Genomic DNA, 26130 nt, shown 5'->3' with positions numbered 1-26130 from the left:
CGGCAGGCACCAAGGCAAACCGGGCCTCAAGGGCCCGGTTTGTCATTGCGCGGCCATGGCCCTCAGGCCATCAGCCCAGCCAGAGGTAGTGATCGATCAGCAGCGCCAGGAACAGCACGCTCAGGTGGATCAGAGAGAAGCGGAAGGTCTTGCGCGACAGCTGGTCCGAGTAATTGCGCCACAGCGCAAAGGCATAGCCGCAGAAGCCCACGCTCAGCACCACGGCCACCACCAGGTACAGCCAGGAACTCATGCCGTACATGAAGGGCAGCATGCAGGCCGCAAACAGGATCACCGTGTACAGCAGGATCTGCAGCCGCGTGTACTCGCTGCCATGCGTCACGGGCAGCATGGGCAGGCCGGACTGGCGGTAGTCTTCCACGCGGTACAGCGCCAGCGCCCAGAAATGGGGCGGTGTCCACAGGAAGATGATGAGGAACAGGATCAGCGCCTCGGGGCCGACCTGGCCCGTCATCGCGGCCCAGCCCAGTACGGGCGGCATGGCACCGGAGGCGCCGCCGATCACGATGTTCTGCGGCGTGGCGGGCTTGAGGATCACCGTGTAGATCACGGCATAGCCCACGAAGGTGGCCAGCGTCAGCCACATGGTCAGCGGGTTGGTGCACAGCAGCAGCACCAGTGCGCCCAGCGTGCACAGGATGGCCGAGAAGGCCAGCGCCTGCTGGCTGCTCAACTCGCCCCGCGCCGTGGGCCGCCAGGAGGTGCGCTTCATGCGCGCATCGATGTGGCGCTCCACCAGGCAGTTGAAGGCGGCCGCCGCGCCCGCCACCAGCCAGATGCCCAGGCAGGCCAGCGCCATGTGCAGCCACTGGTCGGCATTGGGCCAGCCGGGTACGGCCAGCACCATGCCGATCAGTGCGCAGAACACGATCAGCTGCACCACACGCGGCTTGGTCAGGGCATAGAACTGTGTCCAGCGCGAGGGCTCGACACTCAGGGAAGCTTGTTTACTCATGCAATCTCTCCACGGGCAACGGGCAGTCCGTCCCGCAGTGCGCCCGGGCGGCTGGCCGCCAGGCACCAAACAATCACGGTCACCAGCGCAGCTGCGCCGCCCGTATGCAGCACCGCGGCCACCAGCGGCCAATCGAGCACCACGTTCGACAGGCCTGTCAGCACCTGCAGCACCAAAAACGCACCCAGCACGCGGCGCTGCGACGCCAGTGCGGGCACTTCACCCAAACGCCACCACAGCCCGGCCAGCGCAGCCACCACCACATAGGCCGCCAGGCGGTGCAGATAGTGGATGGCCGTGAGGCCCGCAAAGCTGATGTTGCTGCCGTCCTGCAGCAGGCCCAGCGGCCGCCAGATCTGCAGCGCCTGCGAAAAATCCATGGCCGGCCACCAGCTGCCCTGGCAGGTCGGGAAACTGCTGCAGGCCAGCACCGCATAGTTGGTGCTGACCCAGCCGCCCAGCGCCACCTGCAGCACCAGCAGCGCAAGGCCCAGCCACAGCCCCGCGCGCAGCGCGGGTGCAATCACGGTCGCCCTTTGCTGGCGCGCAGCACGGCTCAAGCCCACGGCGGGCACGCACAGCAAGGCCAGCAGGCCCGTGCCGCCCAGCAGGTGCAGGGTCACGATGGCCGGGAAAAGCTTCATGGTCACGGTCCAGGCGCCAAAGGCGCCCTGCAGGCAGACCCAGAACAGCGCCAGCGTGGGCCACCACGGACTCAGGGCACCGCCTGTGCCCTCCGCCCCTGTACGCTCGGCCCCTGCGCCACCCGCCCTGCCCAGGCGCCGCGCGCGCCGCCAGGCCATGATGGTCATGGCGATGATGAGCACGCCCACGGTGGTTGCCAGATAGCGGTGGACCATCTCTATCCATGCCTTGCCATGCGTCACCGGCCCGGTGGGCATGGCGGCCTGGGCCTCGGCAATCTGCGCGCGGGCACCCATGGGGCTGGCGCTGCCATAGCAGCCCGGCCAATCGGGGCAGCCCAGGCCGGAATCGGTCAGGCGGGTGAAGGCGCCGAACAGCACCAGATCGAAGGTCAGGAACAGCGTGAGCACCGACAGCGCCTGCAGCCGCTTGAGCGAGCCGCCGCTGCGATTGCGCAGCCACACCCAGGCCAGGGGACCCAGCGCCAGCAACAGGCCCAGCAGCATCAGCTCCAGAACGGGGGCCAGATCGTACAGCGCCTGTTCGCTCACGCCCGCCCTCCGCAGCGCGGCATGCACCACACGGCATGGCCCCCGGGCAAGCCGAAAGGCAATGCCGCAGGCGCATCCGGTTGGCGACAGCAGATCTTCATAAATGAGAGCAATTTGACGAGAAGGCTCAGCCCCATGCGCGAGATTGGATCGCAGGCCGGGCCTACAGAGAATCAGGACATGCACCCAGATACAGGCAGCGGGAGGCGCACCTCATGCACAAGGCCCGCAAGCGGGCCTGGTCGCTGCAACTTTCAGAGCAGCATGTCTTTGATATGAAACAATTCTACTTGGCTGCGAACCGCTCAATCGCCCACGCATGCAGTGCCCCTAGATCGCAGCCAGCTTCTTTTGGCTGGTGCGATGCGGGTTGGGCCTGGCGCACACGAATTTCCACAGGACCCTGTCCAAGGCGTCGGCGGCCCAGCTTTACACGACTGCTCAGATTCGCTCAGATTCAGACACCTCGCGTTCCTTAGATTGGTGGTTTCACTTGGGAACCGGCAACTGCCGGGTGAGGCCATGATTGCAGGAGGCTCGTGGACTGTGCTTGATGGGCACGGAAACGAAATCGGGCGTGTCGAAGGCGATGAATTCGTCCGGTGCGGGACCAGGCCCATCTACCGCATCGATGGACCGGCGCTGTACTCCATGGACGGTTCGGCCAGACTGATGGGCTTTATCGAAGGGACCGAGGTCAGAACGCGGCAAGGCCGGATCTTCCTCAAATTTCTCGCACATTGAGCGGCACTGCTCAGATTTGCTCATCTTCGGCCAGTCGAAGCCAGGGAGACTCCACGTCCAAGAAAACCTCCAGGCAATGGACCTCTTTTTCGTGCGCGTGCTCTCCAACAACGATTTCAATGCCTTCTGGGACGGCATCGCCCAGGACAAGCCCCTGAAGACGCCCGACAAGGGACGCACCGCGTCCTTCACTGTCATCCGCCGCAGCGACAGCGGCCTGGAAGTCAGAACGCACAAGGGCAACACGGTGCGCATAAGGCGGGAAGCCTTCGGCGCCGTGCTGCGCCATCTGGCCCAGGAGCATCACGGCGCCGAGCGGCCCTGCATCGTGGCCTCCAGCCAGCACCGGCCCGGCTTTCTGGGCTTTGCGGCCAAACAGGCCAACGACAACGCAGCCGTGGTGATCACCTACATCCTGCCCATACTGCAGGACGCAGGACTTGTGGAAATCGACGGCAACCGGCCCAACAGGACCTGGCTGCTTTGAACAACTGCACAGTCTTCGGCCTTCTGCGTCGGCCGATGACAATCTATGTCAATTCATTCATAGCCAATCACTAAGGCGCACAGATAATTCCTGGCATTCGTGTGAATTGTGAAAGGGGAGCCGGCCGCGCGCCGCCCCTTCGTGTGCTGGAGGATTGGCAGATGAGCGCCCCTGAAATCGAGGCCATGCAGGAGCGACTGAAGAAGCTGCGGGCCGACGAGGTGCTGGTCGCCGAGCAGTTGGACAGGCTGCAGGCCCAGAAAGCTGCGCTGGAGCACAGACAGGCCATGATCCAGGGGGCCATCCAGGTGCTCGAGGAAATGTGGCAGGAGCTGGAGCCATGAAACGTGGCAAGCCCGTGCCACCGCCCGCAACGCCCACGCCCACTTCCACCATGCCCACGGCCGAAGACTGGCTGGCAAGAATTGCGGCCCTGGATGCCACGCAACCCCCTGCCGCCCCGCCCCGTCTGCGCAACACCCGCAAGGCAAAGCGCCGCAAGGCGTTCACCGTCATGGCAATGCTCGTGCTGCTGGCGCTGCTGGCCATCGCCCTGGCCGTGGCGGTACAGTTGATGTGGGTCAGGTAGCAGTCACACGGCAACACCGGAAAGAGCCCTTCAAGCGTGAAGCCAACCGAGCCGGTGCTGCTGTATACCCTCACATCCTGGCGAAGTCCCCATATTGTTTGCATGCTCACTTACGCCTAGCATGTGCCCACACTCAACGCAGTGGAGGTGCCATGACCGATCCCGAAGAACCACTGGAAGTACGCTCAGAACGCTGGCAGTCGCTGAAGGGGCTGGACATCGCCTCCGTGGATCTGGGCCCCATCTGCGTGGTGCTCATGGTGACGCTGATCTGCATGGCCGTGATGATGCTGCTGGCCAAATCCGGCGCAGAGCAAGTGCGGCAGGCCCAGCCATCGTCCCAGGCCAAAGGCCCGGCTCCCCGACCGAAGCCGGCGCAGCCCGTGACCGAACCCGCCCAGCAACAGACCTGGACGCCGGCCTTGCGCACCTGAGAGCGACCTGAGGGCGGCAAGGCCAGGCCGCAGCACCTTCAGACCTTCACCGAACGTGTCGCGATGAAGGTCGGAACGAACTTCTCGATCACAAAACGGGCATGAGGCTGCCAGTCTTCATGAAAGCCCGTCAGCACCAGCCCCGCATCCAGCTGGCCGCCGATCTGATCGGCCAGCGTATGACCGAACACCAGCGCCTCATTGCGCTCCCGCTTGGCATCGATCGCTGCGGGCGGCAAATCCACCACATCGGAATACGGCAGGCGCCACGCAGGCCGCACAAGCCCTTGCTCGCGCAATGCGGGATCGCGATCCTCCACGAAGACCACCGGATTCCAGAAGCTGGACAGAAGGCGCCCACCCTTTGCGAGCACCCGCGCGCATTCACGCCATACGGGCCGCACATCAGGCACGTAGAGGTTGGAGATGGGGTGAAAAATCACATCGAAGCTGGCATCTGCAAAAGCGCCCAGATCGCGCATGTCGCCCTGCACGCAGGTCAGCGCAAGGCCTTCGCGCTGCGCTACATGTCGGTCCTGTGCAAGCTGGCCGGCAGAGGCGTCGAACACGGTGACCTGGGCACCCGCCGCCGCAAGAATGGGACCCTGCTGGCCGCCGCCGCCGCCACCGGCAAGGCAGAGGATGCGCAGGCCGCGCGCATCATCCAGCCAGCCCGCCGGCAAGGGGCCGGGCGTGAGCCGCGCCTGCCAGCTTCCGGCACGGGCCCGGGCTATTTCAGCGCTGTCGACCGGACGCGACCAGTCGCAGTCTTTCGCTGCCTGCAGATTCCAGGCGGCGCAGTTGTGGGCAAGGATGTCGATGGGTTCTGTCATGGGCACTCTTTCAAAAAGAGGCCGCACGGCGACGCGAGGTTGCGTTCAAAAAACGCGGAGCAGTCAACGGGCATGCAGATGGTGACGCGGGCGTCCGCCGTGGGCCGTGAACGGGCTTAAGGGGATCGGGCGGACAAGGGTCCGAAGGCGTCACAGGTTCATGTCAGGCTCGCAACGGTCGCAGTATGGAAAAGGCAAATTCTAGGACTGCGCAAATTGCACTGTCAAATCACTGCGGCGCGTTCCCAACACGGTCACGCGGAAGTCACAACGGTGAGACGGCCAGGCTGTAAGTTGAACACGCACCCTCGATGGCGCTGGCTTCTGCTGCGCCATGGCGCGCCCGCTGACGACCGGCCTTCCCCAACCCGGCGCCCAATGGATACCGAGGAGCAACACTTTGAAGGAGAGCTATGCGTAGTCCCAAGAAAGGCCGAGAGCCGATCCGGCTCATGGACCTGGCCCCCGCCGTCTTCTGCATCCAGTGCGAACAGGAAAAACCCGCCACAGGAGCCCGCCAATTCCACGCGTGGCATGTGTGCAGCGACTGCTCGCAGAAGCTGGCCCAACTCCCCCCGGCGCAAGCACCCACGGCGCATCACACGCACTGAGGCAAGCGATTCCCCAAAACGACAGCCCGCCAGATGGCGGGCTTTCTCATGCCCTCGCGGACATGATCGGGAGCGCGACGGCGAGGAGCGCCTACCAGGGCGCAAACATGATCACCAGCACCACAGCCACAATAGCTGCGGCGATGTACATGGTTCGCTTGGTGGCGAACCGGTTGCGGGACGACGAGGTGGGCACTTGGCCAGGGGTGTTGGGCGGAGGTGTGTTCATGGCCTCAAGCATGGTCGCCGCCCAGGACCGGCTCTGTCGGACAAGCACAGCTGAGGCAATCAGCGCAAAGCAGGACAAGGGCGTCGGCCTTGGCGCATGGTGCCGTTTCCAGACTGCCGCGGGTCCACTGAGCGCGCATGGCCAGAAAAGACAAAGCCCGCGACTGCGGGCTGTTGATCAGATCTCGAAGGCAGTCCGGTCCACTGCATCCTTGATCCATGCAGGAGGCTTGCCCCGGCCGGTCCACGTTGCGCCGGTGGACGGATCACGGTACTTGGCCACGCCTGCACCGACGGGCGACTTGCGCTTGCCCGTGCTGAACACATCTTCCTGGGTCAATTGGAATTGCTGGACGAGCTCGCGAACCTTGGCGATGGCCCCGCCTTTTTCGGCTTTCAGGACTTCGGCAATGCGTGCCTCGATCTCTGCCTTTTGCTGCAGGAGCGTCTTGTAATCAGGTGTCATGGACTTTTCTTGGGTTGTATGCTAGCGAGTCTACATTCTATGCACAAAATGCTGCTCTGACATGCCTTTGCATCGCAAACCGAAGGTTGCGGACCCAACAACACTCCCACCCCCCAGAGGTATAGAGTGACGCAATGAACAAAGCACTGGAACTTTCAGGAATCGCGCTGGTGGCGCTGGCGGTCAGCGCATGCGCCCAGCAGAAGCTGGCACCGTCCGTGGGCATGGCCAATCCCGCGTCGGTCTATTGCGGAGAGATCGGCGGACAAGTTCGGATGGAGAGGACGCCCCAGGGCCAGGAAGGCATCTGCGTACTGCCGAACGGTACGGAAATGGAAGAGTGGACGCTGTACCGCAAGGACCATCCGGCCAAGTAGTGAGACAGCGCCCTGCACGCAACAGAAGCAAGCCGTTAACGCCTCGCCGTCACTGCGCAGAGCACAGCCATACGCTCGGCTCACTGCCGTGCAGGCAACGGTGCCCGCCAGCAAGCCTTTTTCTTGCGCGGACTCAGAAGGCGGGCGCCATCTCGCAATGCTCGTCATGAGCTGAGGCGGCAACCAATCGCCAGCCGTCGTACCCTGCAAGCAGGAGCGAACCTGGCTGAAGCTGCTTTGCAGACCGCGAACCGAATGGCAATAGCAAGCGCTTGGCAAAGAGATTCGCGCTTTGACAATGACTTAGCCAAAGCGGGCGCCGTTCAATGGTAGGACCTGAGCTTCCCAGGCCGATATGAGAATCCAGGATTCATGCGGGTTTGAGCAGGATTTCCGCTCCGCAGCACTGAGTATTTAAACAGCATCCAAAGCCGCTTGTCTTCGTGCGCACCCGCAGACTGCGCAGCGCCCACCAGGTGTTTTCCCCAGCTGAAACGCAAAAAGCCCCCTCGGCGCCCTCGCGGCAGCCGAGGGGGCTTTTTGCGTTCTGGGGCACCTACATCCGCCCTTGACCAAGCAAGCACGCGGCCTGTTCGTGCAGGCTTTGCCCAGGAAAAGTTCGATGTTCCAGCCGTCCGCCGCTCAGATTTGCTCAGATTCAATATGTTTCAAGACGTTAGGATTTATCAATAGATTTATCTAGGAGGATTGATCAATGAAATGCAAGATCGCTGCGGCACTGATCGCCTGTTCAGCTTTCTCGGCCCACGCCGCAAACGTGGCTTTCTTCAACAACCCAGCGTTTGTGGATGTGGCACAAGAGGGACTGAACCTGCGCACCACGCTGGTATCGGGAGGCCATACGGTAAGCGACATCACCGGGTCAACACTCGCAGATTTCAACACCGGCTTGGCGGGCAAAACAATTTTAGTGATTCCCGAGCTTCAGAATGGAGACCTGGCTGCAGCAATTGATGCTCCCACGCGCGCAGCCATCGCTAACTTTGTCAGCGCTGGCGGCACCGTGCAAGTACATGGCGGAACCACACCAAACGATGTGAATTTCCTGAATGGAGTTTTCGGATACACCATCACTACCAACAGCAACGCATCTAGCTCATCTACCAAAACTGCGGCTGCCGCAGGTACTCCGTTCGCAAGCGGGCCCGCTTTACTAACGAGCAATAGCGCAACAACACAGGTTGCAGCAGCGGCACTCCCCGCTGGAGCGAAAAGCATATACAGCCCGGACGGTGGTACCAACAGCGTGATGTTCACGGTCGCAAATGGCACCGGCCAAGTGATCTTCATGGGTTGGGATTGGTTCAACGCTCCTCCTCAAGGGGCCGCCGACGGCGGGTGGTTGACTTTGGCTAGCTTGGTTAGCACAGCGTCTGCCACGCCTGGCGGAGTAACCCCCGTCGCCTCAGCAGCCAGCATCCCCACGCTGAACGAGTGGGGCCTGATCTTCACGTCTTCGATCCTGGCCATGCTTGGCATCTCGAGAATGCGCCGCCGCCAGCGCTGAAGCACAAGCCACCGTCGAGTGGCTTTTTCAGGCTCTTCGTGGAATGCAGGCAAGCGCTTGAGTACCCTGATGCCTGAGGCAACGGCAATCAGGGGGCTCCACTGCTAGACCACGAGACACCTCAGGCACTGGGCTGCTGATCAGACTATCGGCTTGAGTCAGTGCAATGGCCGCAAGGCGGCAGACGCACGCTGTCACTTCATCTCAAGCTGTTGGCAGTGTCATGCACTGCCAGCACATCCATGAGACAACGGTCCGCCGATGTTCGAGTACCGGGTGGTTTTAGATGCGCCTGCAGGCCAGCCTGCCAGAGCCCGGCTGGCCATGGACGAGTTCGCGTTGCACAAGGGCCGCCGCTATGCCAACCATGGTGGTCGATCCGATTGGTCGCCAAGTGCCGTGGATTGGCCAGGGGCACCCACGGGAGACGGCGCGCGCCTTCCTCCAGCAGCTTTCTGCTGGCGTGGCCGAGCGTATCAAGGCCGTGGCAATTGACATGACCACCGCCTATGGGCTGGAGATCAAGACCCATTGCCCGCAGGCTGAGATCGTCTACGACCTGTTGCACGTGGTGGCCAAGTACGGGCGCGAGGTGATCGACCGGGTGCGCGTCGGCATGAAGAACAGGAAACTGAAGATGCGGAGCGCTACGCATTTGGTCAAATACCGGCATCGCGTAAGATGCTGATCCACCAGTAGAAGCGGGCGTCGTTCAATGGCAGGACCTGAGCTTCCCAAGCTCATGATGAGGGTTCGATTCCCTTCGCCCGCTCCAAGACTCATAAGTCTTTGATTTTTAAGAATTTTTAGCAAAAAAATTGATCGGTGTCACTACTTGGTGTCACTAGTGATAAAAGTTCCACGGCTCACAACAAACCGTTTCGGTGTCTTCTGTCTCCGTATCTACTACAGAGACCATCTAGGACGGCTCAAGTCCACAAGGCAAAGCCTCAACACCAAGAACCCCGAGTTGGCTAGGGTTCTGGCTTTACAGTTCAATCTCTCTCATGAGTTGCAACGAGTAACAGCTATGCCACCAACTAAGTCAACCCTTGGGCAATTTGCCCATCTTCTGGTGATGTTGCCCCCGTATTCCCGACCCCACCCTATTCGCAATAAAGCACTTGGTCAGCCTCTGCAGCCTGTTGCCGCCTGAACTCCCGAGGTGAACGCATTTTCAGCGAAGAATGCGGATGCACCTCGTTGAAGTGCTCGAAGGCTGCTGGCAGTTGTGCCAGTACCGTCTGCGCGTCACTCAGGTCCATGCGCGCCACATAGTCGCGCTTGAAGGTGTTGACGAAGCTCTCGGCCATGCCGTTGCTCTGCGGGCTGCAGACGGGCGTGTTGATGGGCTTCAGGCCCAGAGCGCGCGCCAGCGCCCTCGTTTCGGCGGCGATGTAGGCACCGCCGTTGTCACTGAGGAACTCCAACTCCTGTCCCTGCGGGACCGCTTCGACCGAGCCGAATCGGCGTTCGACGGCCTCGACGAGCATCTCGCGAACCAGCTCGCCTGGCAGCCCCTTGCCCTCCCATGCACGCCAGGCCAGCACCTCACGGTCGCAGCAGTCCTTGGCGAAGGCGGCCGTCACGGTTTGACCCGAATCGCACTTGATTTCCAGACCATCGGAGCACCATCGAAGGTCGCTGCGCGAGACCGCAACACGGCCCTCATGCGTGCGTGCGGACTGGCGCCGGCGAGGCGCCTTGGGCAGCAGCAGAGCGGCTTGTGCCATGACGCGATAGACGCGTTTGGCATTGACCCTCGGGGTGCCCCGTGCCGCACGCTGGCGGTTCACCAAGGCACAGGCACGTCGGTAGCCATAGCTGGGCAAGTCGGCAATTTGCTGGCGCAGTTCGGCGAGCAACCCGGCGTCGTCGCTGGGTGTGCGATGGCTGCGGCCATCGGCCCAGCCTTCACCGCGCCCAAGCAGGTCGCGCACATGCGAGCACGCCAGTCCCATCGCCCGGCAGACCGTTTTCACTGGTGTTCCCCGGGCAACAAGGGCGAGCGCGCAATCCACTAATGAGATGGTCCGCCTCGCTCCTCCCCACAGCTCGCCATCGTGCTTGTGCGGGAGTACAAAGCGCGAACCGCCACCATCCACTGCAGGAGACCGTCATGAGCAACCAGCAATGCACCGCCGTCACCTATGGAATCGATCTCGGCAAGACTTGGTTCCACGTGGTTGGGCTTGACCACACCGGCAATCCGATCAAGCGTGCCAAGCTCAACCGTGCCAGCATCATCCGGTTCTTCATCAATATACCCGCCGCACTCGTCGGCATGGAGGCATGTCCAGGCTCTCAGTGGCTTGCTCGTAAGCTTCAGGCCCTCGGCCATCAAGTGCGTATCGTGCCGGCGCAATTCGTCAAGCCCTATGTGAAGTCGAACAAGAACGACACCATCGATGCCGCAGCCATCGCGGAAGCCATTACCCGGCCTACCATGCGCTTCGTGCAGATCAAACAATGCGATCAGGTTGACCTGCAGGCACTGCACCGCAGCCGCGATCTCCTGGTGAGCACGCGCACACGACTCATCAACCAGATGCGAGCCTTTTGCTTAGAGTACGGCGTCGCCATGCGCAATGGGGTTGGGGCATTCAAGGTTGCCTTGCCGCCCGTGCTGAGCGACGAGAGCAATGACCTGACGCCCGGCATGCGCGAATTGCTGGTCGATCTCGCACAGGAACTCTCCACGCTTGAAGATCGGATCGCGCAATTCACACGCAAAATCAATGCACAGGCCGATGCGTCCGACATCGCACGGCGCTTGGCGACGATTCCTGGCGTGGGGCAACTGACTGCCACCGCACTCGTCGCTGCCGTTGGCGACGCGCGCCAGTTCAAGACAGCACGCGACTTGAGCGCCTGGCTTGGGCTGACTCCGGCGCAGTACTCGACCGGCGGTAAGACGCACCTGACAGGTATCAGCAAGCGCGGAAACTCCTACGTACGCAAGCTCCTTATCCACGGTGCACGATCCTGCAGCATGCACCTTGACCGAACGAAGGACCGGCTGGGACTGTGGATCGAGGCGCTTGAAGGACGACTGCATCACAACAAGATGGTGGTCGCACTGGCCAACAAGCTGGCGCGCATTGCGTGGGTGGTCCTGACCAAACCGGGTGCGCTCTACGAGCGCCAAGTCCCTCAGTTGGTTACCTGACCGATGAAGCCCGCATCTGACCCTTTCACCAAACGATTAATCTCACTTCTGCTTTCCGAAGTTTGCTGAGCTCTGGATTGATGACGAAACAGTCGATCGACGCAGCGTAAGCCCGACAAAAAAAAACGGGTGTTCCAACCCGGTCCACTTATTGGGAACGATGCGTGCGGATCTCATCATGGCCTGGCTGCAACCGCAGCCCACTCGCGAGAGGCCGGATACATTTGTGCAAACTGCCTTCGTCCGAGAGAAAGTGCTTGGCAAATGCGAGGCGGACCATACATTTTCTGCGGCGTACTCCACGGCTTCCTTGAGGATTTCGTTCTCCAAGGTTTTCTTGCCGAGCACGCGCTGCAGCTTGGCGATTTCCGCGCGGGCAGCCGCCAGCTCGGATGCGGGCACGACTTCCTCGCCAGCGGAGACGGCGGTCAAAGCACCCTGGCGTTCGAGCTTGCGCCACTGGAACAACAGTCCAGCCGAGACGCCTTCTTTCAAGTAATCGCTCAAGTTATGAGTATTGGGGGAAGAAGACCGACAATGAAATCGTCAAATCTCTGGCGCCTGGGCAAAAGGAGCCATTAACGGTCAAGCGAGATGGACGAATAATGCAAGGCAATACAAGAACTCTAATTCTCGAAGAGCGTGGGTATGACATCAATAAACTACCAAGGGTAATATATGCCGACTGAATTTGAAAAAAAAATCCAAGAATTCATTGAATTTGATTCCTTGAAAAAAATGCTAGAACTTGGAAAAATAATTCATACCATATCAATGGCCGGCCGGGACACCTATGAAATTAATTCTGACGGCGTCACAGATCCTGCTAAGTTACGGAGAATTAACGAAGTGATTCAGAGAATTTCCTCTCTGCAATTAACCATTGCATCAAACAACAATGATGAACTTGATTCTTTTATTCGATCCTCTTTTGAAATGTTGGATCATGAAATAGAGTCTTTGAAAATTCCTCGCGGGTTTTTTAGATTATTTTAACAGAAATATCTAGAGTGCAAAAAAAATGCCTACAATCCCATGCCTTCGTTCAACGCTACAACTTCGGCAAGCACTTGAAGGCGCTCAGGTGGAAGACACCATTCCGGGCGATTTGCGAGGCATGGGAAAAAGATCCAAGCCGCTTTAGACTTCATCCGCACCATCTCACTGTGGGACTGAACATCTAAGCGCGTATTGCCATCTCATATGCCGAGTTGGACCCCCAGTCAGCAACGATCGCGCGATCCCGCGTACGTTCCACCACCAGGCCTACCGGGCTGCGGAAGCCGCCTGCCACGACATGCGTCTTGCCATCCTTGAAGACACGCTTGACCTCTGTTCCGCCATAGTCAACGACATAGACGGACTCGGCATCGGCCATCGCGATGCCCGGACCCGGAGACGCGAACTCCCGCGATATCGTTCGCGCAGCGCCGTCGGCCTTCGCATAGGAGACACCTCCACTGATATTGGAAACGAAGTAGCTTCCATCCGGCAGTTGTACGGCACCCACAGGTGTTTGCAACTCTCCCTGTACGGCGACCGACAGCTTGCCATCTGGAGTAGCGGCGAGAATCTGATTGGTACGGCGGTTGGCGATCAGCAAGCGACCTTGGTTGTCGAACGACAGTCCTGCGGGGGTCGCCAAGCCCCGCACGAACACTGAGGGCTCGCCTCCGGTCGGTGAAATCCTCCACACCAAGTCCTGACTGTATGAAGCGACATAAATGTCCCCGCTGGATGCAATCGCCAGCCCAGATGGGCCACTGAGACCGGATGCCAACGAAGCCACCTTGCCATCGCGACCAGCCCTGAGGATGGTGCCTGCGCTCCAGTTGGCAATGATGACCGACCCCGCCGAATCAATAGCCATGCCTACCGGCGATGACAAGCCCGTGGCGATCGTGGACGTCCTGCTCCACTGGGTTGTGGAAGCGATGGCGGAGCGGCCGTAAATGCATGAGGTGAGCGAGTAGCCTGCAGCCAGCTTGAGTACATGTCGGCGATTCATGAAGACCTCCAAAGTAGAAAATTTGCTCATGGAAAAATGAGTAAAGCATCAGGAATGGTTGGCCGAGATATGTCGCCACGCCCGTTCATTGGCAGCGCGTTCCAACAAGGGGTCTCCTACCACCGCAACGGGATTTCCTACTGCTTCCAGCATTTCGAGATCCGAAATATCGTCACCATAGGCCCAGCTATTTTTCAAATCTATAGCCTGCTCAGTCGCGAATTTCCGAATGGCGTTGGCCTTGCCTGGTCCGATCGTTTGAGGATGCTTTATGCGCCCGCTATATCGGATGCCATCATGCAACAGCCGCGTGGCAAGAATATGGCATACGCCTAGATGCTGCGCGATAGGCTGAAGAGCTTCCACAAAAGATCCCGAAACAAAAACAGGTTCACTTCCACGATCTCGAAGAGATTGCACCTCCGCCACGACATGCGTGATCAAGGACTTTGGGTCAGCGATTTTTCCGCTGGCCCATGCCTGCGCGCATCGCTGGACCTCATCAACCTGGCGACCGGCGAACAGCTCGTAATAGCGAAGGTTGATCACACTGCGAGAATTCGTGCTTTCACATTGCATTCGCAATACTGCGCTAGCATCTTCATATTCCTCCCGGCGATGAAGATCAGAAACACCAATCCAGCGTTGATACCAAAAATCGTGGAATTCAAACATGCTCTTGCCGCGCAGCAGCGTTCCATCGACATCAAAAAACGCGTAAGACACCTTCATCTTTTCCTCCATTTTTGCTTAGCCAGGCCCTGGCTCGGATTAGTCTGTCTTCTTCACTCGTCGGCTAAGAATGGAAAAGTCAGGGCTGCTTCCAAGCACCCCACCCTCTCCCCAGCGCGATGAAGGCACCTCCAAGATAATGACAGTCACTTTATCTAAAGGTGCCTTCGTCACCTCATGAACTACGTCGGTCAATTTTTCTATCAACGTTTGGCTGATCTCATCACCCAAATTGGGCCACGTCGTAATCGTCAGTATTGGCATGTTGTTTCCCTCCGAGTTGCACCATCGTTTTCCCTTGAGTACCTAAGGCACCGTTGCAAGCATTAATAGCGGCATGCTGTACACAAAGACGGTCAATTACATCTAACAAGAAACCGTCAGAAATTCATGAAAACTCGCCTCCTTCAGCTTCAGTTGCGCATGCACATCTCCACCCAATCCGTACCAGCCTATCGCACCACCGCGATTCATCTGGTAGCTCATCCACAACAGCACAACATTCACAATCCGATTCGCACGAGGGTCATCCTCTGATGGAAATGGATTGGGTAGCGTGGCTTGATAGCGTGCCGAACCTGCCTCATCCGCGATCAGCACATTCGGAATGCCAAGGGGACCTGGCCTGGTTGGAGACAGCGGATTCAAGTCGTGCCGACGCAACGACATGACGGTATATAAACTGTTCGGAATTAATCCTGAGAAATCAAAGAGAAATTGAGCATTGGCTCGATCAGATGGAACTCGAATCTCCAGTTGCCCTCGGGCCCGGCTCCACTGTCCAAGCGTGATCGGATGTTGGATCTTGCATCCGTCCTCCATCCGCATATCAGGTATCGGAACCCTGTGGAATGGGTAGCTTGGCAGTTCCAGTGAATTTGTCGCGGGGTGCTGGTCCGGGGCAAACGTCATCGGATAGTTGTTGCACGGTAATGGAAGGGGCAGTGTGTGCAACACCAAGGCTGCATCTGAGGGAGTAAGCGGATCAGGCAGCTCCCTTACGATGTCATAATGCGAATTCACGCCAAATACCGGCAAGCTACTTGACGGGGACACTATGGCTCTAGCCCATGGTGATACCACTGTGCCCTGTTGATCTCTACGATTCACACGCCCAATGACAATGAAGTTACCTTCTTGATCCATCACCTCGCTAGGTGGATAGCTCGGCCCTTGCGTTGTCAAATTCAGGTCATAAATAGCCTTTTTGTGCATGACGGTGCCCTCCAGCCATCACGCATCCAACCGCTGGGTGCCGGCGGGCCTGTCAACCAGCTGAGCGCCTGCGACGACATTGAGCGACGCAAGCAACTTTCTGGCCTGCCTGTCTTCAGCCTCCTTGATTCTTGAAGCGTGGTAGGCCGTGAACTGGAAAGAGATCTCCATTGCTGGCTCCCCTGCCTGGAAAATCGACGTAGTCACATCAAATGCAAGACGTGAAGCATTCGCGACATCATGGGATCTGATGTGATAGTCCAGCGTCGCCTCCACTGGAAATACGAAGGCCGAGAAATTCGCCGACATCTCGTTGATGACGAAGTAGTACGGTTCGACCCACGCATCTCCGATGAAATATTCTTCCGTCACAGCCAGGAACATCTGTCGCGCGGCCTCAACTAAAACCATGCCTTGTATGTGCTGACCTGTCTGGTGATCTCCCATCAATTCAGAGCGCTCATCCAGCAGGAGCGAAGCCCTGTAGTGGGTATTCCCTATGCGTTCCGGATGTGAAATTATGGAATTTCTAAAATGGTGCTTATGTGTTTGCACACGGCTTGCGCGTGAAGGCCTTAGCAGCGTAGGTGAAACATCTACTCCATGCGCAGCAAGTGACCACAAGCCGTGATCATGCAGAGCCTGAACATCCGCCTCCCGGAGACCTTGGCCTGGGGCGATACGAGTACCAGCTGGCAAGCCATCAAATGAGCTTGTGCGGATCATTTCGCATATTTCGGCCAACGTCTTCACGCTTTCATGCTTCCCAAATTCGTGAAACTTGTTCCCAACCACATATATCGTTTGAACCATGGTGCATCTCCTTCAATTTCAAATAGACAGTCTCGAAACGAGCAACTGGCCTTGCCCTGAATAACTAAGAACAGCAGTAAAATTGGATTTAGCTATCACGGACGTGCCTCCTGGTTGTGAAAAGATATGCATCCCACTTCAGCGCAGCCATCCCTAGCACGATAGCCACGCCGCAAACAATCGATACGCCCCTCCAGCCATAGTTTGACCAAACGGGCCCAAGCGCAACGCTGGCACCCCCCCCTGCCCCAAGGCAAGTCAACATGTAGAGGGATGATGCCGCGCCACGATTCTCAGATCCCACGCGCTCAGATAAACGAACGAGCATTGCGGGCTGACAAGCAAAGACACCCAGAAAAATCAAAAATACGCCAACAACAACTGCGGCAATCGATTGCGCCACGAAGATGCACACCACGCCCACGAAGACGCACGCTAGACCTGCCAAAGCAATTTGAAATGAACCTATGCGCGATGTAATTCCACCGGAGATAGGCGCACCTAACACGGCACTCAAACCAGCCAGGCTTACAGCCCCTATCGCAGATCCATCCAATAGAAAAGGTGCCTGCTGGAGTCGAAGTGTCAAGAATGTGATGACACCCAGGTATCCGGAGAACAACAGAAATCCGATGAGATACAGCCAGCTGCTCACAGGATTAACCAAGATCCTTACCGTTTTCAAGTACATGATCGGAAAATCCATGAATCTGGTCTTGCGCGTCATGTCCTCTTTTGGCAACGCTTGTGCCAAGCCCATCGCAATCAACAGTGCAACAGCACCGATCAACAATCCTTCACGGAAGCCGAATAGCGTGGCGAGCCATCCCATGGCAACCCGTCCTATGGTGATTCCAACCACGGAGGCCGCAATGAGGAATCCGAAGTAACTTCCCAGCCGCTCCTTTCTCGCAACTCTCGACATAAGCGCGAACATCGCCGCCGGTACGGCCGCAGCAAAGCCACCGTGCAGAATAACGATGGCGATATATGCATGAAAGCTATTGAGCGACGCTGATATGCTTGCAGCGATGGCCGTTGCCGCGAGTCCGAACTGGGCAAGACTGCGCGCGCTGATTCTGTCGGCCAGCGGCGCAACAAGAAAGAAAGCTATCGCATAGGCAATACTGCACGCACCGAAGGCCAGCCGAGCCTGAGCGGCAGTAACGCTGAACGCCACGCCAACCTCCAGCAATACCGTCTGTGTCCAGTAGACCGACGCTACCGCAACGCAGGTAATCAGACATGCGACGGAAATTTGGAATTTGGACAGCGCCACGGTCTTATTCATCACGGGCTCACCCCACGGCTCTGCTTGCGCCACCATCCACATTGACGCTTGCACCCCACATGTGCCGCGCGCCTGGAGACAGGAGGAATGCAATCACGTCCGCGATATCAGCCGGTGCGGCGATCGAGCCAGACGGAGACGCCTCCCTGACCTGCTGATGGATGGCTTCTGCGGTCGTGTTGTGTCGCACGGCGATCTCACCGCAAATCTTTTTCCACAACGAAGTCTCCGTCGCGCCCGGGTTAACTATGTTGACCCGAACGCCGCTGCGGCCAAGATCGTGCGATATCGCTTTCGCGAACCCCGCCAACCCGCTGTTGACCAACGTGCTGATCGGAAACAGGGGGTCCGCTTCTCGACTAAAAATGCCGTTCACGATCACGATGTTTCCACGCCGCTGCTGCACCATGCGAGACGCCACCGCCTTCGTTAACCGGACCGTGCCAAGCAGCTTTCCTTGGACAGTTCCTTGCCACATGGACTCGGTCGTCTCCATGAGCGGCGCAACAGGACCGTCACCTGCCGCATGGACGAGGTCGGTAATATCCCCGTGACTCTGAAGAATCGAATGCGTTGCGTCATCGACTGAGCTGGGCTGCGCGATGTCGGCGACCTGGACAGAGAGCCGATCGGAAATCGCCTGCGATTGCGCTTGCAGCAGCACACGCCTGGCGTGTTCCAACTTGGACTTGGAACGACCCAGCATGACTACGTGATATCCATCTTGGAGCAGCCGTTGGCACACTGCCATCCCAATACCACCAGTCGCGCCGCTTACCAGCACCAAGCGCCGCATGCCATTAGCGTGCTTGGTTTCGGTCGTGTCTGTCATGTGTCCACCCCGTCTTTCACAACCACACGTCGATACAACTTCGTGTAGAGCCCTCGTTCTCCGCCTGTGATGTAGCGGTCCCCAGCCTCTTGGACGATTTGCCGATAACGGGACGAGGTGAAGGTCGCCGCGTAGACCTCGGGGTCCACTGAAAATCCCGACAGGAACAGGACACCTGGCTCAGAGCTAATGACGGAGTGATAGGCGATGAACTGCTCGACAGAGGCGCTTTCCCGGACCACCTCAAAGATGGTCTTCTCACGCCAAGCCCGGTATGCTTCGAAGCGTCCGGGCGGCACTTCAACATGTCGAAGCTGTAGAAACGGTGTGGTTGGCAAGGCAGCCGGCGTATCTTTCGGAGCCTCGACGAACACAAGCAACTGGCGTCGAAAATCGCTGCCCAGCTCAGCACCCAGTTGTTCCCAGTCCTGAGACCAGCGAGGCTCCATCGCTGCGACCTGCTCCACAGATGGAAAGGCGCTTAGTTCCAGCACGCTGCTGTCGTCCAACGCGATGAACACCGCGCGGTCCACGCCGCCTTCGGCAGTCGGAGAAATTTGCGACCATTCGCGCGCGACAGACAGACATCGGCCAGGTTGCGGCAGTACTTCAGTGACCAAGAGATACCGTGTAGACATGAACAATCCTTCTCTGCTCTGGTTGACAAGGTTGGGATGGGCGGGCCATCAGGTCGGGACGGGTCGAACGTTAGGTCCCACCCTCTGACCGTTCGCGAGTGAAAAAGACTTCACGAGCGGTCGACACGAGATTTATTGCGGCAGGGAACCCTGCGTAGGCTGCGACCTGTATGGCCAGTTCAATCACTTGTTCACGGCAGCCGCCGACGTTGAGCAGCCCGTTCAAGTGCACCTTGAGTTGCGGCTCGGCCATACCCATCGCTGACAGCGCCGCAACCGTAACGATCTCGCGCTCCAGTAGGCCGAGGGCTGGGCGCGTGTAGATATCTCCAAAGCCGAATTCGATGACGAATCGACCAAGATCCGGAGCAATGGAGGCCAACGATGCGATGACTTCTTTTCCCGCAGCACCATCAATCCGACATAAGGCTTCCAGCCCGGCTTCATAGCGCCCGGAGCCTGCCGGCACGCACACGCTCGACGGATCGAAAATCTGCCCCCGTTCATCCAGTACTTCCTTGACTGCGAACACTCCGTTCAAGGCACAAGGAAAGCCTGCATAGACGGCCAGATGCATCATCAACTCGATGACCTCAGCAGGGTTGCAACCGACATTCAATGCGCCCGCAATGTGGAACTTCAGCTGCGGGCGCGCGTTGCCCAGAGCCGCTAGTGCTGCCACCGTTGCCAGTTGTCGTTGAGGCAGGCTCAAGTGCTTGCGCTGGTAAATTTCGCCATACACGACGCTCACGACAAGCGTTGCAAGATCAGGCGCGATGTCTGCCAACGCGCCGACGATCGCTGGGGTAGTACTTCCCTCAACGGAACAAAGGCAAGCTAGGCCTGTCTCATACGTGCTGACGCTGGATGGAATATGCGGCTGTTTGTCCATGCCAAATTGTTAGTGATTTCCATTTGCATTGACTATTGCTTTCTAAGTCGGCATCTTTTGGGTATCAAAACAAGCAAGACGGGGGAGATGCGTGCCGAAAACAATGAACTTGAGACAGCTTCAGTGCTTCATCGTGGTGGCAGAGGAGCTGAACTTTCGCCGCGCGGCGCAACGGCTGCACATGACGCAACCACCGCTCAGCCGGCAGATCAAAGCGCTGGAGGATCGGTTGGGCACGCGGCTGTTCGATCGACGAGGCCGCAGTACTGTGTTGACTGCCGCGGGCGAACGATTTCTTGACCAGGCGCGAGAGTTGATGCGTCACGCCGACGGCATGGTGTCGGCGTTCCTCGCACGCGCCGAACAACCGATGGAGCTGCGGATCGGCATCACGATGGTCATCGATGCCGGCCTTTTTTCGTGGATTGAGCCCGAGTTCGCAGCGCGGCACCCCAACATTCGGCTTCACGTGACGAGACAGACGTCCGTGCAATCAATCCAGAATCTCAACGCAGGCACATTGGATGCCGCAATCATTGGCATGCCGTCGCACACCAGCGGGCTGACCGTAGAGCATCTGCGCGATGAGCCCATGGTCGTGGGGCTATCAATCACACATCCCGCTGCGATGAGACAAGAATTGGCGCTGCGTGACCTGAGCGACGACAACCTCTACTGGTTCGACAGCAAACAGAACCCTGCGTATCACGAGCATTGCGAGCGCGTGTTCACCCGATTGAAGTTCAATCCCCCTCGAACCATCGAACCGCCTTACTACCCTGTATTACTGAGTCTGGTCGCTGACGGACGGGGCATCGCGCTGTTTCCCAGTTCGCTTCAAAGCGTCAAGCACGACGGCGTGGTCTACAAGGCGTTGTCTGAAGGCGAGGAGCTGGGGATCTGGATTGGGGTAGCCTATAGAAAGGGCGTGCAATCGGAGGTGGTGTCGGCGTTCGTTCAGTTCCTGAAGGAGCGCAAATTGGCGGCCACGCCCTCTCTGACCTGCTCCCCATAGGGCGTACCAGTCGAAGGTTAGTAGAGTCCGTTTTCAGAGGAAGAACGGACATGAAGAAGAGCAGATTCATCGACGAACAGATCATCGGTTTTCTCAAGCAGGCCGAGGGCGGCATGCCTGTCAAGGAACTGTGTCGCCTTGGCGGTTTCAGCGATGCGACCTTCTACAAGTGACGCACCAAGTTCGGCGGCATGCGGGCAAGCGAGGCCACGCGGCTACGCGAGATCGAGAGCGAGAACGCCAGGCTCAAGAAGCTGCTGGCCGAGGCCCACCTGCACATCGAAGCGCTGAAGGTGGGCTTCGGGGTAAAGCGCTGACCCCGCAGGCCAGGCGCGAGGCCGCTGCCAGGATGGTTCAGGGACTGTCCGTCAGCGAGCGCCGCGCCTGTCGCTATGCGGGGTTGTCCAGAACCAGCTACCGGGAGCCGCTCAGCATGAACCAGTCCACGGCCAGCCTAAGCACGCGCATCGTCGAGTTGGCGCACGAGCGCCGGCGCTTTGGCTACCGGCGCATCCACGACCTGTTGAGCCTTGAAGGCCACCAGGTGAACCACAAACGCGTGTGGCGCCTGTACAAGCTGGCCAACCTGTCGGTGCGCAAGCGCCGCAAAGTCAAACGCCCCACTGGCGAGCGCCAGCCCCTGGCTGCCAGCCAGCACGTCAATGACACCTGGAGCGCAGACTTCGTGATGGACGCACTGGCCAACGGCCGGCGCATCAAGTGCCTGACGGTGGTCGATGACTTCAGCCGCGAGTGTGTGGACATCGCGGTGGACCACGGCATGGGTGGCGAGTACGTCGTGCGCTTGCTGGACCAGGCAGCGCAGTTCCGCGGCTACCCGCTGGCCATCCGCACCGATCAGGGGCCTGAGTTCACCAGTCGGGCCTTCATGGCGTGGACAACGGCACGCGGCGTTCGGCATCTGCTCAACGATGCCGGATGCCCGCCCCAGAACGCCTACATCGAAAGCTTCAACGGCAAGTTCAGGGCGTCGAGCCGGTGCGGCGCAGGTCGTGGACGGTGAACGGCTGTAGCGGCAGGCCTTTGGCCTTGGCGCCTTCTGCCACGAGCATCGTGATGCGATTCAGGGTCGCATGGACATGCATCGCCGTGGATCGTAGCGGGAAGGAAAAACGAAGCTTGAGCCTGCCGAGCAGGCGTGCAACGTGACGAAGATATCGAGCGCCTGGCGCGACAGGTAGACCACGTGCGGGTTGCGCCCCTTCATTCGCTGCTTCGGAATCGTCCAGGTCTTGCGCTCGAGTCAGGGACCAGGAGACCCGCTGATGCCCGGAAAGCCGCATGAAACAAGCTTTCCTGAGAAGCCTTTTACCGTCAAAGACGGTAAAAGGCTCAATAGTGAACGAGAGTGTCTTAATTCCGCCTCGATTCTTACCGTCAGCCCTACCGTCAGCCGTTTTTGCTGGCCGGCGATAGTCACCGATAGTTGCCGCGACGCATTTGCTTTTAAATCAACACGTTACGGCAGCTTTATCGATGGCTGGCGATAGTCCCCGAAGGACGTCAAATCACTCCCACTCAATCGTCGCCGGCGGCTTGGTCGAAACGTCGTAGGTCACGCGGTTGATGCCGCGCACTTCGTTGATGATCCTTCCAGACACCTTCTTGAGCAGGCCGTAGGGCAGCTCGGCCCAGTCGGCGGTCATGAAGTCGCTGGTCTGCACGGCGCGCAGGGCCACGACGTAGTCGTAGGTGCGGCCGTCGCCCATGACGCCCACGCTCTTGACGGGCAGGAAGACGGTGAAGGCCTGGCTGGTGAGGTCGTACCAGTTCTTGCCGGTGGCCTCGTCGGTCCAGTTGCGCAGTTCCTCGATGAAGATGGCGTCGGCGCGGCGCAGCAGGTCGGCGTATTCCTTCTTGACTTCACCCAGGATGCGCACGCCCAGGCCCGGGCCGGGGAAGGGGTGGCGGTAGACCATTTCACGCGGCAGGCCCAGGGCCACGCCGAGTTCGCGCACTTCGTCCTTGAACAGGTCGCGCAGGGGTTCGAGCAGCTTCAGGCCCAGTTGTTCGGGCAGGCCGCCGACGTTGTGGTGGCTCTTGATGGTGACGGCCTTCTTGCTCTTGGCGCCGCCCGACTCGATGACGTCGGGGTAGATGGTGCCCTGGGCCAGGAAGGTGGCGCCCTTGTGGCCACCGTCGCCAGCTTTCAGCTTGGCGGCTTCGGCCTTGAACACGTCCACGAACAGGCCGCCGATGATCTTGCGCTTGGCCTCGGGTTCGCTGACGCCGGCCAGCTTGCCCAGGAACAGGTCGCTGGCGTCCACGCGGATGACCTTGGCGTGCAGCTTGCCCTCGAACATTTCCATGACCATGTCGCCTTCATTGAGGCGCAGCAGGCCGTGGTCCACGAAGACGCAGGTCAGCTGGTCGCCGATGGCGCGGTGGATCAGGGCCGCGGCCACGGAGGAATCCACGCCACCGGACAGGCCGAGGATGACTTCCTCGTCGCCCACCTGCTCGCGGATCCTGGCGACGGCTTCCTCGATGTAGTCGCCCATGATCCAGTCGGCGTTGGCCGCGCAGATCTCGCGCACGAAGCGGTTGAGCAGGGCCGCGCCCTGCACGGTGTGCGTGACTTCGGGGTGGAACTGCACGGCGTAGAAGCGACGCGCCTCGTCGGCCATGCCGGCGATGGGGCAGGACGGCGTGGAGGCCATGACCTTGAAGCCCGGGGGCAGTTCGGTGACCTTGTCGCCGTGGCTCATCCAGACCTTGAGCATGCCGTGGCCTTCGGCCGTGCTGAAGTCCTCGATGCCCTTGAGCAGTTCGGTGTGGCCATGGGCGCGCACTTCGGCGTAGCCGAATTCGCGGGTGTGCGAGCCTTCGACCTTGCCGCCCAGCTGGGTGGCCATGGTCTGCATGCCGTAGCAGATGCCCAGCACGGGAATGCCCAGCTCGAACACGGCGTCGGGGGCGCGGTCGTCCACTTCGTAGACGCTGGCGTGGCTGCCCGACAGGATCACGCCCTTCAAGCGGCCATCGGCGGCGAATTCGCGCACCCAGTCGCTGCTGACGTCGCAGGGATGGACTTCGCAGTAGACATGGGCTTCGCGCACGCGGCGGGCGATCAGCTGGGTGACTTGGGAGCCGAAGTCAAGAATGAGGATCTTGTCGTGTTGCATGGTCATCTCAGGCAAAGGTGATTGGAGGGAATCAGAAATCTTCAGGGGCCAGCAGCGCCAGGCCGCGCTTGCGGGCGGCGGCGGCCTGGGCCGGGTCGAAAGTGGCCAGCGGCAGGCGCAGCGACTGCGCCAGCCACAGGTAGGCCGCGTCATAGACCGGCAGCCGGGTGTCCAGCGCCACGTCGAGCACGGCCTTGTGCTGGGCGGGCGCCAGTTCGTGCAGCTCCACACGGTGGCGTATGGCCTCGAGCACGCTCCACAGGCCTTCGACCGAGCTGTGCGGAATGCGGCCGCCGTGCACGCCCGAGGCGATCAGGTTGCCACACTCCCACTGCCAGAGGTTGGGCGCTTGCGGGTCCACTTCGTGGCGGCGTATGCGGGTGTACAGGCGTTGGGTGTGCACGCTGGCGGCATCGGGCAGCAGCCAGGCGGCGGTGACGGAGGCATCGAGCACGAAGGAGGTCATGCCTGGCTCCGGCCTGCGTGGCGCAGTCGGGTGGTGGAGTCCGGCGCCTGTGCCGCCGGGGCCGACTGGGCCGGCCGCACCGTGGCCTGCAACGCCTGCATCTGCTCCAGCTCGCGGGCGATCTGCTCGTCGGTGATCACGGGGCGGCGGCGCACCGGCAGCATGCGCACCACTTCCTTGCCGTGGCGGGTGATGCGCACCTCCTCGCCCTGCTCGACAAGTTCGATCAGGGCGGAGAAACGGGTCTTGGCTTCGTAGATGCCGACAGATTGCATGGCTGGGCTGGAAACGGAAAAGGCCTGGAATCAGGCACAGGCCGGATTCTATCATTCTGGCCAGAATTTTCCAAAATTCAGGCCAGAACATTGCGAGCATTCCGGGCGCTGGCGGGGCACGGCCTGGGGCCGGATCGCTCCCTGGTGCCGCGCCGCAGGCGTGTGCCAGGTGCACAAATTCATCCATATGCTCTTATCTGTCATCAAAAACTACAGAGTTTTTACCCAATGGGTAATCACTTATCCAATTATTTTTGATCATATGGATAATTTTGCTTATCGATGCCACCACAGAAAGGCGCGTCCCGATGCAACCGACTCCCCTGCGCACCCGCTTCTGGTCGGACCTGACCAGCGAAGAGTTCTCCCGGCTGGACCGCGAACGGCTCATCGCCGTGCTGCCGGTCGGTGCCACGGAGCAGCACGGCCCCCATCTGCCTATGTCCACCGACACCGCGACCATCGATGGCATGGTTCGCGCCAGCCTTCCCCTGCTGCCCGACGGCCTGCCGGTGCTGTTCCTGCCCACGGTGGCCTATGGCAAGAGCAATGAGCATTCACGCTATCCAGGCACGCTCACGGTGTCGGCGCGCACGCTGATGGCGCTGTGGACGGAGATTGGCGCCTGCGTGGCCAGGGCCGGGGTGCGCAAGCTGGTGCTCTACAACAGCCACGGCGGGCAGATGAGCGTGATGGACATCGTGGCGCGCGACCTGCGCGAGGCGCACGGCATGATGGTGGTCGCAGCCCACTGGTACACGCTGGGCCTGCCCGAGGGCCTGTTCACTGCGCACGAGGAAAGGCACGGCATCCACGCCGGCGATCTGGAAAGCTCGGTCATGCTGCATCTGGCGCCCGCGCATGTGCGACGCGACCAGTTGCGCAACTTCCCGTCGATGACGGAGCAACTGGCCGAGGAGAACCGCTTCCTGTCGATCACGCCCAGCGGCAAGCTGGGCTGGCAGATGCACGACATCAATCCCGCCGGCGCCGCCGGGGATGCGTCGCGCGCCAGCGCCGACAAGGGCGCGGCCGTGCTCGACCATGTGGCCCGGCGCTTCGTGCAACTGCTCCAGGAGATCGATCGCTTCCCGGTCGAGCGGCTGGCCAACGTGCCCGCCTGGCAGTGAGGCCGCCGTGTCCCGGGAGCCCGCCCCCATGAACACCCC

General features: G+C 59.9%; 28 protein-coding genes, 1 tRNA gene and 5 pseudogenes. 14 read left to right on the top strand and 20 right to left on the bottom strand.

Annotation, left to right across the window (positions count from 1 at the left end; genetic code table 11):
* Positions 1 to 70: 70 nt before the first annotated feature.
* Positions 71 to 976, bottom strand: a complete 906-nt coding sequence (gene cyoE / locus A9976_RS29525) for a heme o synthase (protein ID WP_183021916.1) — start codon at positions 974 to 976, stop codon at positions 71 to 73.
* Complete coding sequence (locus tag A9976_RS29520) at positions 973 to 2172, bottom strand: heme A synthase (protein ID WP_183021915.1); 1200 nt, start codon at positions 2170 to 2172, stop codon at positions 973 to 975. The genes cyoE and A9976_RS29520 overlap by 4 nt, the downstream gene beginning before the upstream one ends.
* Positions 2173 to 2992: 820 nt before the next feature.
* Here A9976_RS29520 and A9976_RS29515 point away from each other — a divergent pair.
* The 4 genes from A9976_RS29515 (at position 2993) to A9976_RS29500 (ending at position 4426) form a co-directional block, all read left to right on the top strand.
* On the top strand, positions 2993 to 3403 hold the full coding sequence (locus A9976_RS29515; protein ID WP_013802153.1) for a hypothetical protein: 411 nt from the start codon (positions 2993 to 2995) through the stop codon (positions 3401 to 3403).
* A 161-nt stretch (positions 3404 to 3564) separates the two neighbouring features.
* Positions 3565 to 3747, top strand: a complete 183-nt coding sequence (locus A9976_RS29510) for a hypothetical protein (RefSeq protein WP_183021914.1) — start codon at positions 3565 to 3567, stop codon at positions 3745 to 3747.
* On the top strand, positions 3744 to 3992 hold the full coding sequence (locus A9976_RS29505; protein ID WP_183021913.1) for a hypothetical protein: 249 nt from the start codon (positions 3744 to 3746) through the stop codon (positions 3990 to 3992). The genes A9976_RS29510 and A9976_RS29505 overlap by 4 nt, the downstream gene beginning before the upstream one ends.
* A gap of 152 nt (positions 3993 to 4144) precedes the next feature.
* Positions 4145 to 4426, top strand: a complete 282-nt coding sequence (locus A9976_RS29500; RefSeq protein ID WP_183021912.1) for a hypothetical protein — start codon at positions 4145 to 4147, stop codon at positions 4424 to 4426.
* 38 nt (positions 4427 to 4464) lie between these two features.
* Here A9976_RS29500 and A9976_RS29495 read toward each other — a convergent pair whose 3' ends face one another.
* The 3 genes from A9976_RS29495 to A9976_RS29485 all read right to left on the bottom strand — a co-directional run bounded on the left by A9976_RS29495 (position 4465) and on the right by A9976_RS29485 (position 6564).
* Positions 4465 to 5259 (bottom strand): class I SAM-dependent methyltransferase, encoded by a 795-nt coding sequence (locus tag A9976_RS29495; protein WP_183021911.1) that lies wholly within the window; start codon positions 5257 to 5259, stop codon positions 4465 to 4467.
* A 702-nt stretch (positions 5260 to 5961) separates the two neighbouring features.
* On the bottom strand, positions 5962 to 6099 hold the full coding sequence (locus A9976_RS29490; protein WP_183022068.1) for a hypothetical protein: 138 nt from the start codon (positions 6097 to 6099) through the stop codon (positions 5962 to 5964).
* 177 nt (positions 6100 to 6276) lie between these two features.
* Positions 6277 to 6564 carry an H-NS histone family protein gene (locus tag A9976_RS29485; RefSeq protein ID WP_013802147.1) on the bottom strand — a complete coding sequence of 96 codons (288 nt, stop codon included), beginning with the start codon at positions 6562 to 6564 and terminating at the stop codon, positions 6277 to 6279.
* 134 nt (positions 6565 to 6698) lie between these two features.
* On the opposite strand from A9976_RS29485, the gene A9976_RS29480 reads away from it, so the two are divergent.
* The 4 genes and pseudogenes from A9976_RS29480 to A9976_RS29465 all read left to right on the top strand — a co-directional run bounded on the left by A9976_RS29480 (position 6699) and on the right by A9976_RS29465 (position 9244).
* On the top strand, positions 6699 to 6941 hold the full coding sequence (locus tag A9976_RS29480) for a DUF333 domain-containing protein (RefSeq protein WP_183021910.1): 243 nt from the start codon (positions 6699 to 6701) through the stop codon (positions 6939 to 6941).
* Positions 6942 to 7656: 715 nt separating this feature from the next.
* Positions 7657 to 8469 (top strand): IPTL-CTERM sorting domain-containing protein, encoded by an 813-nt coding sequence (locus tag A9976_RS29475; protein ID WP_183021909.1) that lies wholly within the window; start codon positions 7657 to 7659, stop codon positions 8467 to 8469.
* 161 nt (positions 8470 to 8630) lie between these two features.
* Positions 8631 to 9133: pseudogene (locus tag A9976_RS29470) on the top strand (transposase); the annotation flags it as partial.
* A gap of 37 nt (positions 9134 to 9170) precedes the next feature.
* Positions 9171 to 9244: transfer RNA gene (locus tag A9976_RS29465), tRNA-Gly, on the top strand.
* 331 nt (positions 9245 to 9575) lie between these two features.
* Here A9976_RS29465 and A9976_RS29460 read toward each other — a convergent pair.
* Positions 9576 to 10490: pseudogene (locus A9976_RS29460) on the bottom strand (IS3 family transposase); the annotation flags it as partial.
* A gap of 98 nt (positions 10491 to 10588) precedes the next feature.
* Between A9976_RS29460 and A9976_RS29455 the strand changes: the two are divergent.
* Positions 10589 to 11638, top strand: a complete 1050-nt coding sequence (locus tag A9976_RS29455) for an IS110 family transposase (RefSeq protein ID WP_183021908.1) — start codon at positions 10589 to 10591, stop codon at positions 11636 to 11638.
* A gap of 261 nt (positions 11639 to 11899) precedes the next feature.
* Here the strand turns inward: A9976_RS29455 and A9976_RS29450 are convergent.
* A pseudogene (locus A9976_RS29450) lies at positions 11900 to 12130 on the bottom strand (IS3 family transposase); the annotation flags it as partial.
* A 186-nt stretch (positions 12131 to 12316) separates the two neighbouring features.
* Between A9976_RS29450 and A9976_RS29445 the strand changes: the two are divergent.
* Complete coding sequence (locus tag A9976_RS29445) at positions 12317 to 12634, top strand: hypothetical protein (RefSeq protein WP_183021907.1); 318 nt, start codon at positions 12317 to 12319, stop codon at positions 12632 to 12634.
* Positions 12635 to 12818: 184 nt separating this feature from the next.
* Here A9976_RS29445 and A9976_RS29440 read toward each other — a convergent pair whose 3' ends face one another.
* From A9976_RS29440 to A9976_RS29400, 9 genes are all read right to left on the bottom strand, one after another.
* Complete coding sequence (locus A9976_RS29440; protein ID WP_183021906.1) at positions 12819 to 13676, bottom strand: NHL repeat-containing protein; 858 nt, start codon at positions 13674 to 13676, stop codon at positions 12819 to 12821.
* Between the two features lie 18 nt (positions 13677 to 13694).
* Positions 13695 to 14378 carry an HAD family phosphatase gene (locus A9976_RS29435; protein WP_183021905.1) on the bottom strand — a complete coding sequence of 228 codons (684 nt, stop codon included), beginning with the start codon at positions 14376 to 14378 and terminating at the stop codon, positions 13695 to 13697.
* A gap of 39 nt (positions 14379 to 14417) precedes the next feature.
* Positions 14418 to 14642 (bottom strand): tautomerase family protein, encoded by a 225-nt coding sequence (locus tag A9976_RS29430; protein WP_183021904.1) that lies wholly within the window; start codon positions 14640 to 14642, stop codon positions 14418 to 14420.
* 102 nt (positions 14643 to 14744) lie between these two features.
* Complete coding sequence (locus A9976_RS29425; RefSeq protein WP_183021903.1) at positions 14745 to 15593, bottom strand: hypothetical protein; 849 nt, start codon at positions 15591 to 15593, stop codon at positions 14745 to 14747.
* 18 nt (positions 15594 to 15611) lie between these two features.
* Positions 15612 to 16406 (bottom strand): AfsA-related hotdog domain-containing protein, encoded by a 795-nt coding sequence (locus A9976_RS29420; RefSeq protein ID WP_183021902.1) that lies wholly within the window; start codon positions 16404 to 16406, stop codon positions 15612 to 15614.
* Between the two features lie 88 nt (positions 16407 to 16494).
* Positions 16495 to 17697, bottom strand: coding sequence for an MFS transporter (locus A9976_RS29415; RefSeq protein ID WP_183021901.1), 1203 nt, complete (start codon positions 17695 to 17697; stop codon positions 16495 to 16497).
* 7 nt (positions 17698 to 17704) lie between these two features.
* Positions 17705 to 18529, bottom strand: a complete 825-nt coding sequence (locus A9976_RS29410; RefSeq protein WP_183021900.1) for an SDR family NAD(P)-dependent oxidoreductase — start codon at positions 18527 to 18529, stop codon at positions 17705 to 17707.
* Entirely contained in the window at positions 18526 to 19167 is a 642-nt protein-coding gene (locus A9976_RS29405) for a hypothetical protein (protein ID WP_183021899.1), read from the bottom strand. The genes A9976_RS29410 and A9976_RS29405 overlap by 4 nt, the downstream gene beginning before the upstream one ends.
* A gap of 70 nt (positions 19168 to 19237) precedes the next feature.
* The gene (locus A9976_RS29400) at positions 19238 to 20059 is read right to left on the bottom strand and encodes a carboxymuconolactone decarboxylase family protein (protein ID WP_183021898.1); all 822 of its coding nucleotides are present in this window, start codon (positions 20057 to 20059) and stop codon (positions 19238 to 19240) included.
* A gap of 103 nt (positions 20060 to 20162) precedes the next feature.
* On the opposite strand from A9976_RS29400, the gene A9976_RS29395 reads away from it, so the two are divergent.
* Together A9976_RS29395 and A9976_RS29385 are read left to right on the top strand one after the other, a co-directional pair.
* Positions 20163 to 21074 carry a LysR family transcriptional regulator gene (locus A9976_RS29395; RefSeq protein WP_220808960.1) on the top strand — a complete coding sequence of 304 codons (912 nt, stop codon included), beginning with the start codon at positions 20163 to 20165 and terminating at the stop codon, positions 21072 to 21074.
* 50 nt (positions 21075 to 21124) lie between these two features.
* A pseudogene (locus A9976_RS29385) lies at positions 21125 to 22062 on the top strand (IS3 family transposase); the annotation flags it as partial.
* Between the two features lies 1 nt (position 22063).
* Here A9976_RS29385 and A9976_RS31670 read toward each other — a convergent pair.
* Positions 22064 to 22335 (bottom strand): annotated as a pseudogene (locus A9976_RS31670) (tyrosine-type recombinase/integrase); the annotation flags it as partial.
* Positions 22336 to 22360: 25 nt separating this feature from the next.
* Between A9976_RS31670 and A9976_RS29380 the strand changes: the two are divergent.
* On the top strand, positions 22361 to 22585 hold the full coding sequence (locus A9976_RS29380; RefSeq protein WP_183022067.1) for a hypothetical protein: 225 nt from the start codon (positions 22361 to 22363) through the stop codon (positions 22583 to 22585).
* A gap of 18 nt (positions 22586 to 22603) precedes the next feature.
* On the opposite strand, the gene guaA is transcribed toward A9976_RS29380, so the two are convergent.
* From guaA to A9976_RS29365, 3 genes are read right to left on the bottom strand one after another with little or no spacing between them, the layout of a single operon-like run.
* Positions 22604 to 24220: a glutamine-hydrolyzing GMP synthase gene (gene guaA / locus A9976_RS29375; RefSeq protein ID WP_183021894.1), complete on the bottom strand. Its 1617-nt coding sequence runs from the start codon at positions 24218 to 24220 to the stop codon at positions 22604 to 22606.
* A 31-nt stretch (positions 24221 to 24251) separates the two neighbouring features.
* Positions 24252 to 24686 carry a type II toxin-antitoxin system VapC family toxin gene (locus A9976_RS29370; RefSeq protein WP_183021893.1) on the bottom strand — a complete coding sequence of 145 codons (435 nt, stop codon included), beginning with the start codon at positions 24684 to 24686 and terminating at the stop codon, positions 24252 to 24254.
* Complete coding sequence (locus A9976_RS29365) at positions 24683 to 24961, bottom strand: type II toxin-antitoxin system Phd/YefM family antitoxin (protein ID WP_183021892.1); 279 nt, start codon at positions 24959 to 24961, stop codon at positions 24683 to 24685. The genes A9976_RS29370 and A9976_RS29365 overlap by 4 nt, the downstream gene beginning before the upstream one ends.
* A gap of 308 nt (positions 24962 to 25269) precedes the next feature.
* Between A9976_RS29365 and A9976_RS29360 the strand changes: the two genes are divergently transcribed.
* Positions 25270 to 26091 carry a creatininase family protein gene (locus A9976_RS29360; RefSeq protein WP_183021891.1) on the top strand — a complete coding sequence of 274 codons (822 nt, stop codon included), beginning with the start codon at positions 25270 to 25272 and terminating at the stop codon, positions 26089 to 26091.
* Positions 26092 to 26130 lie beyond the last annotated feature (39 nt).

This window comes from Delftia sp. UME58 (assembly GCF_014170385.1).
Lineage (GTDB): Bacteria > Pseudomonadota > Gammaproteobacteria > Burkholderiales > Burkholderiaceae_C > Comamonas > Comamonas acidovorans.
Note: the sequence above shows the minus strand (reverse complement) of the source record. Positions and strands in the feature narration are given on the sequence as shown.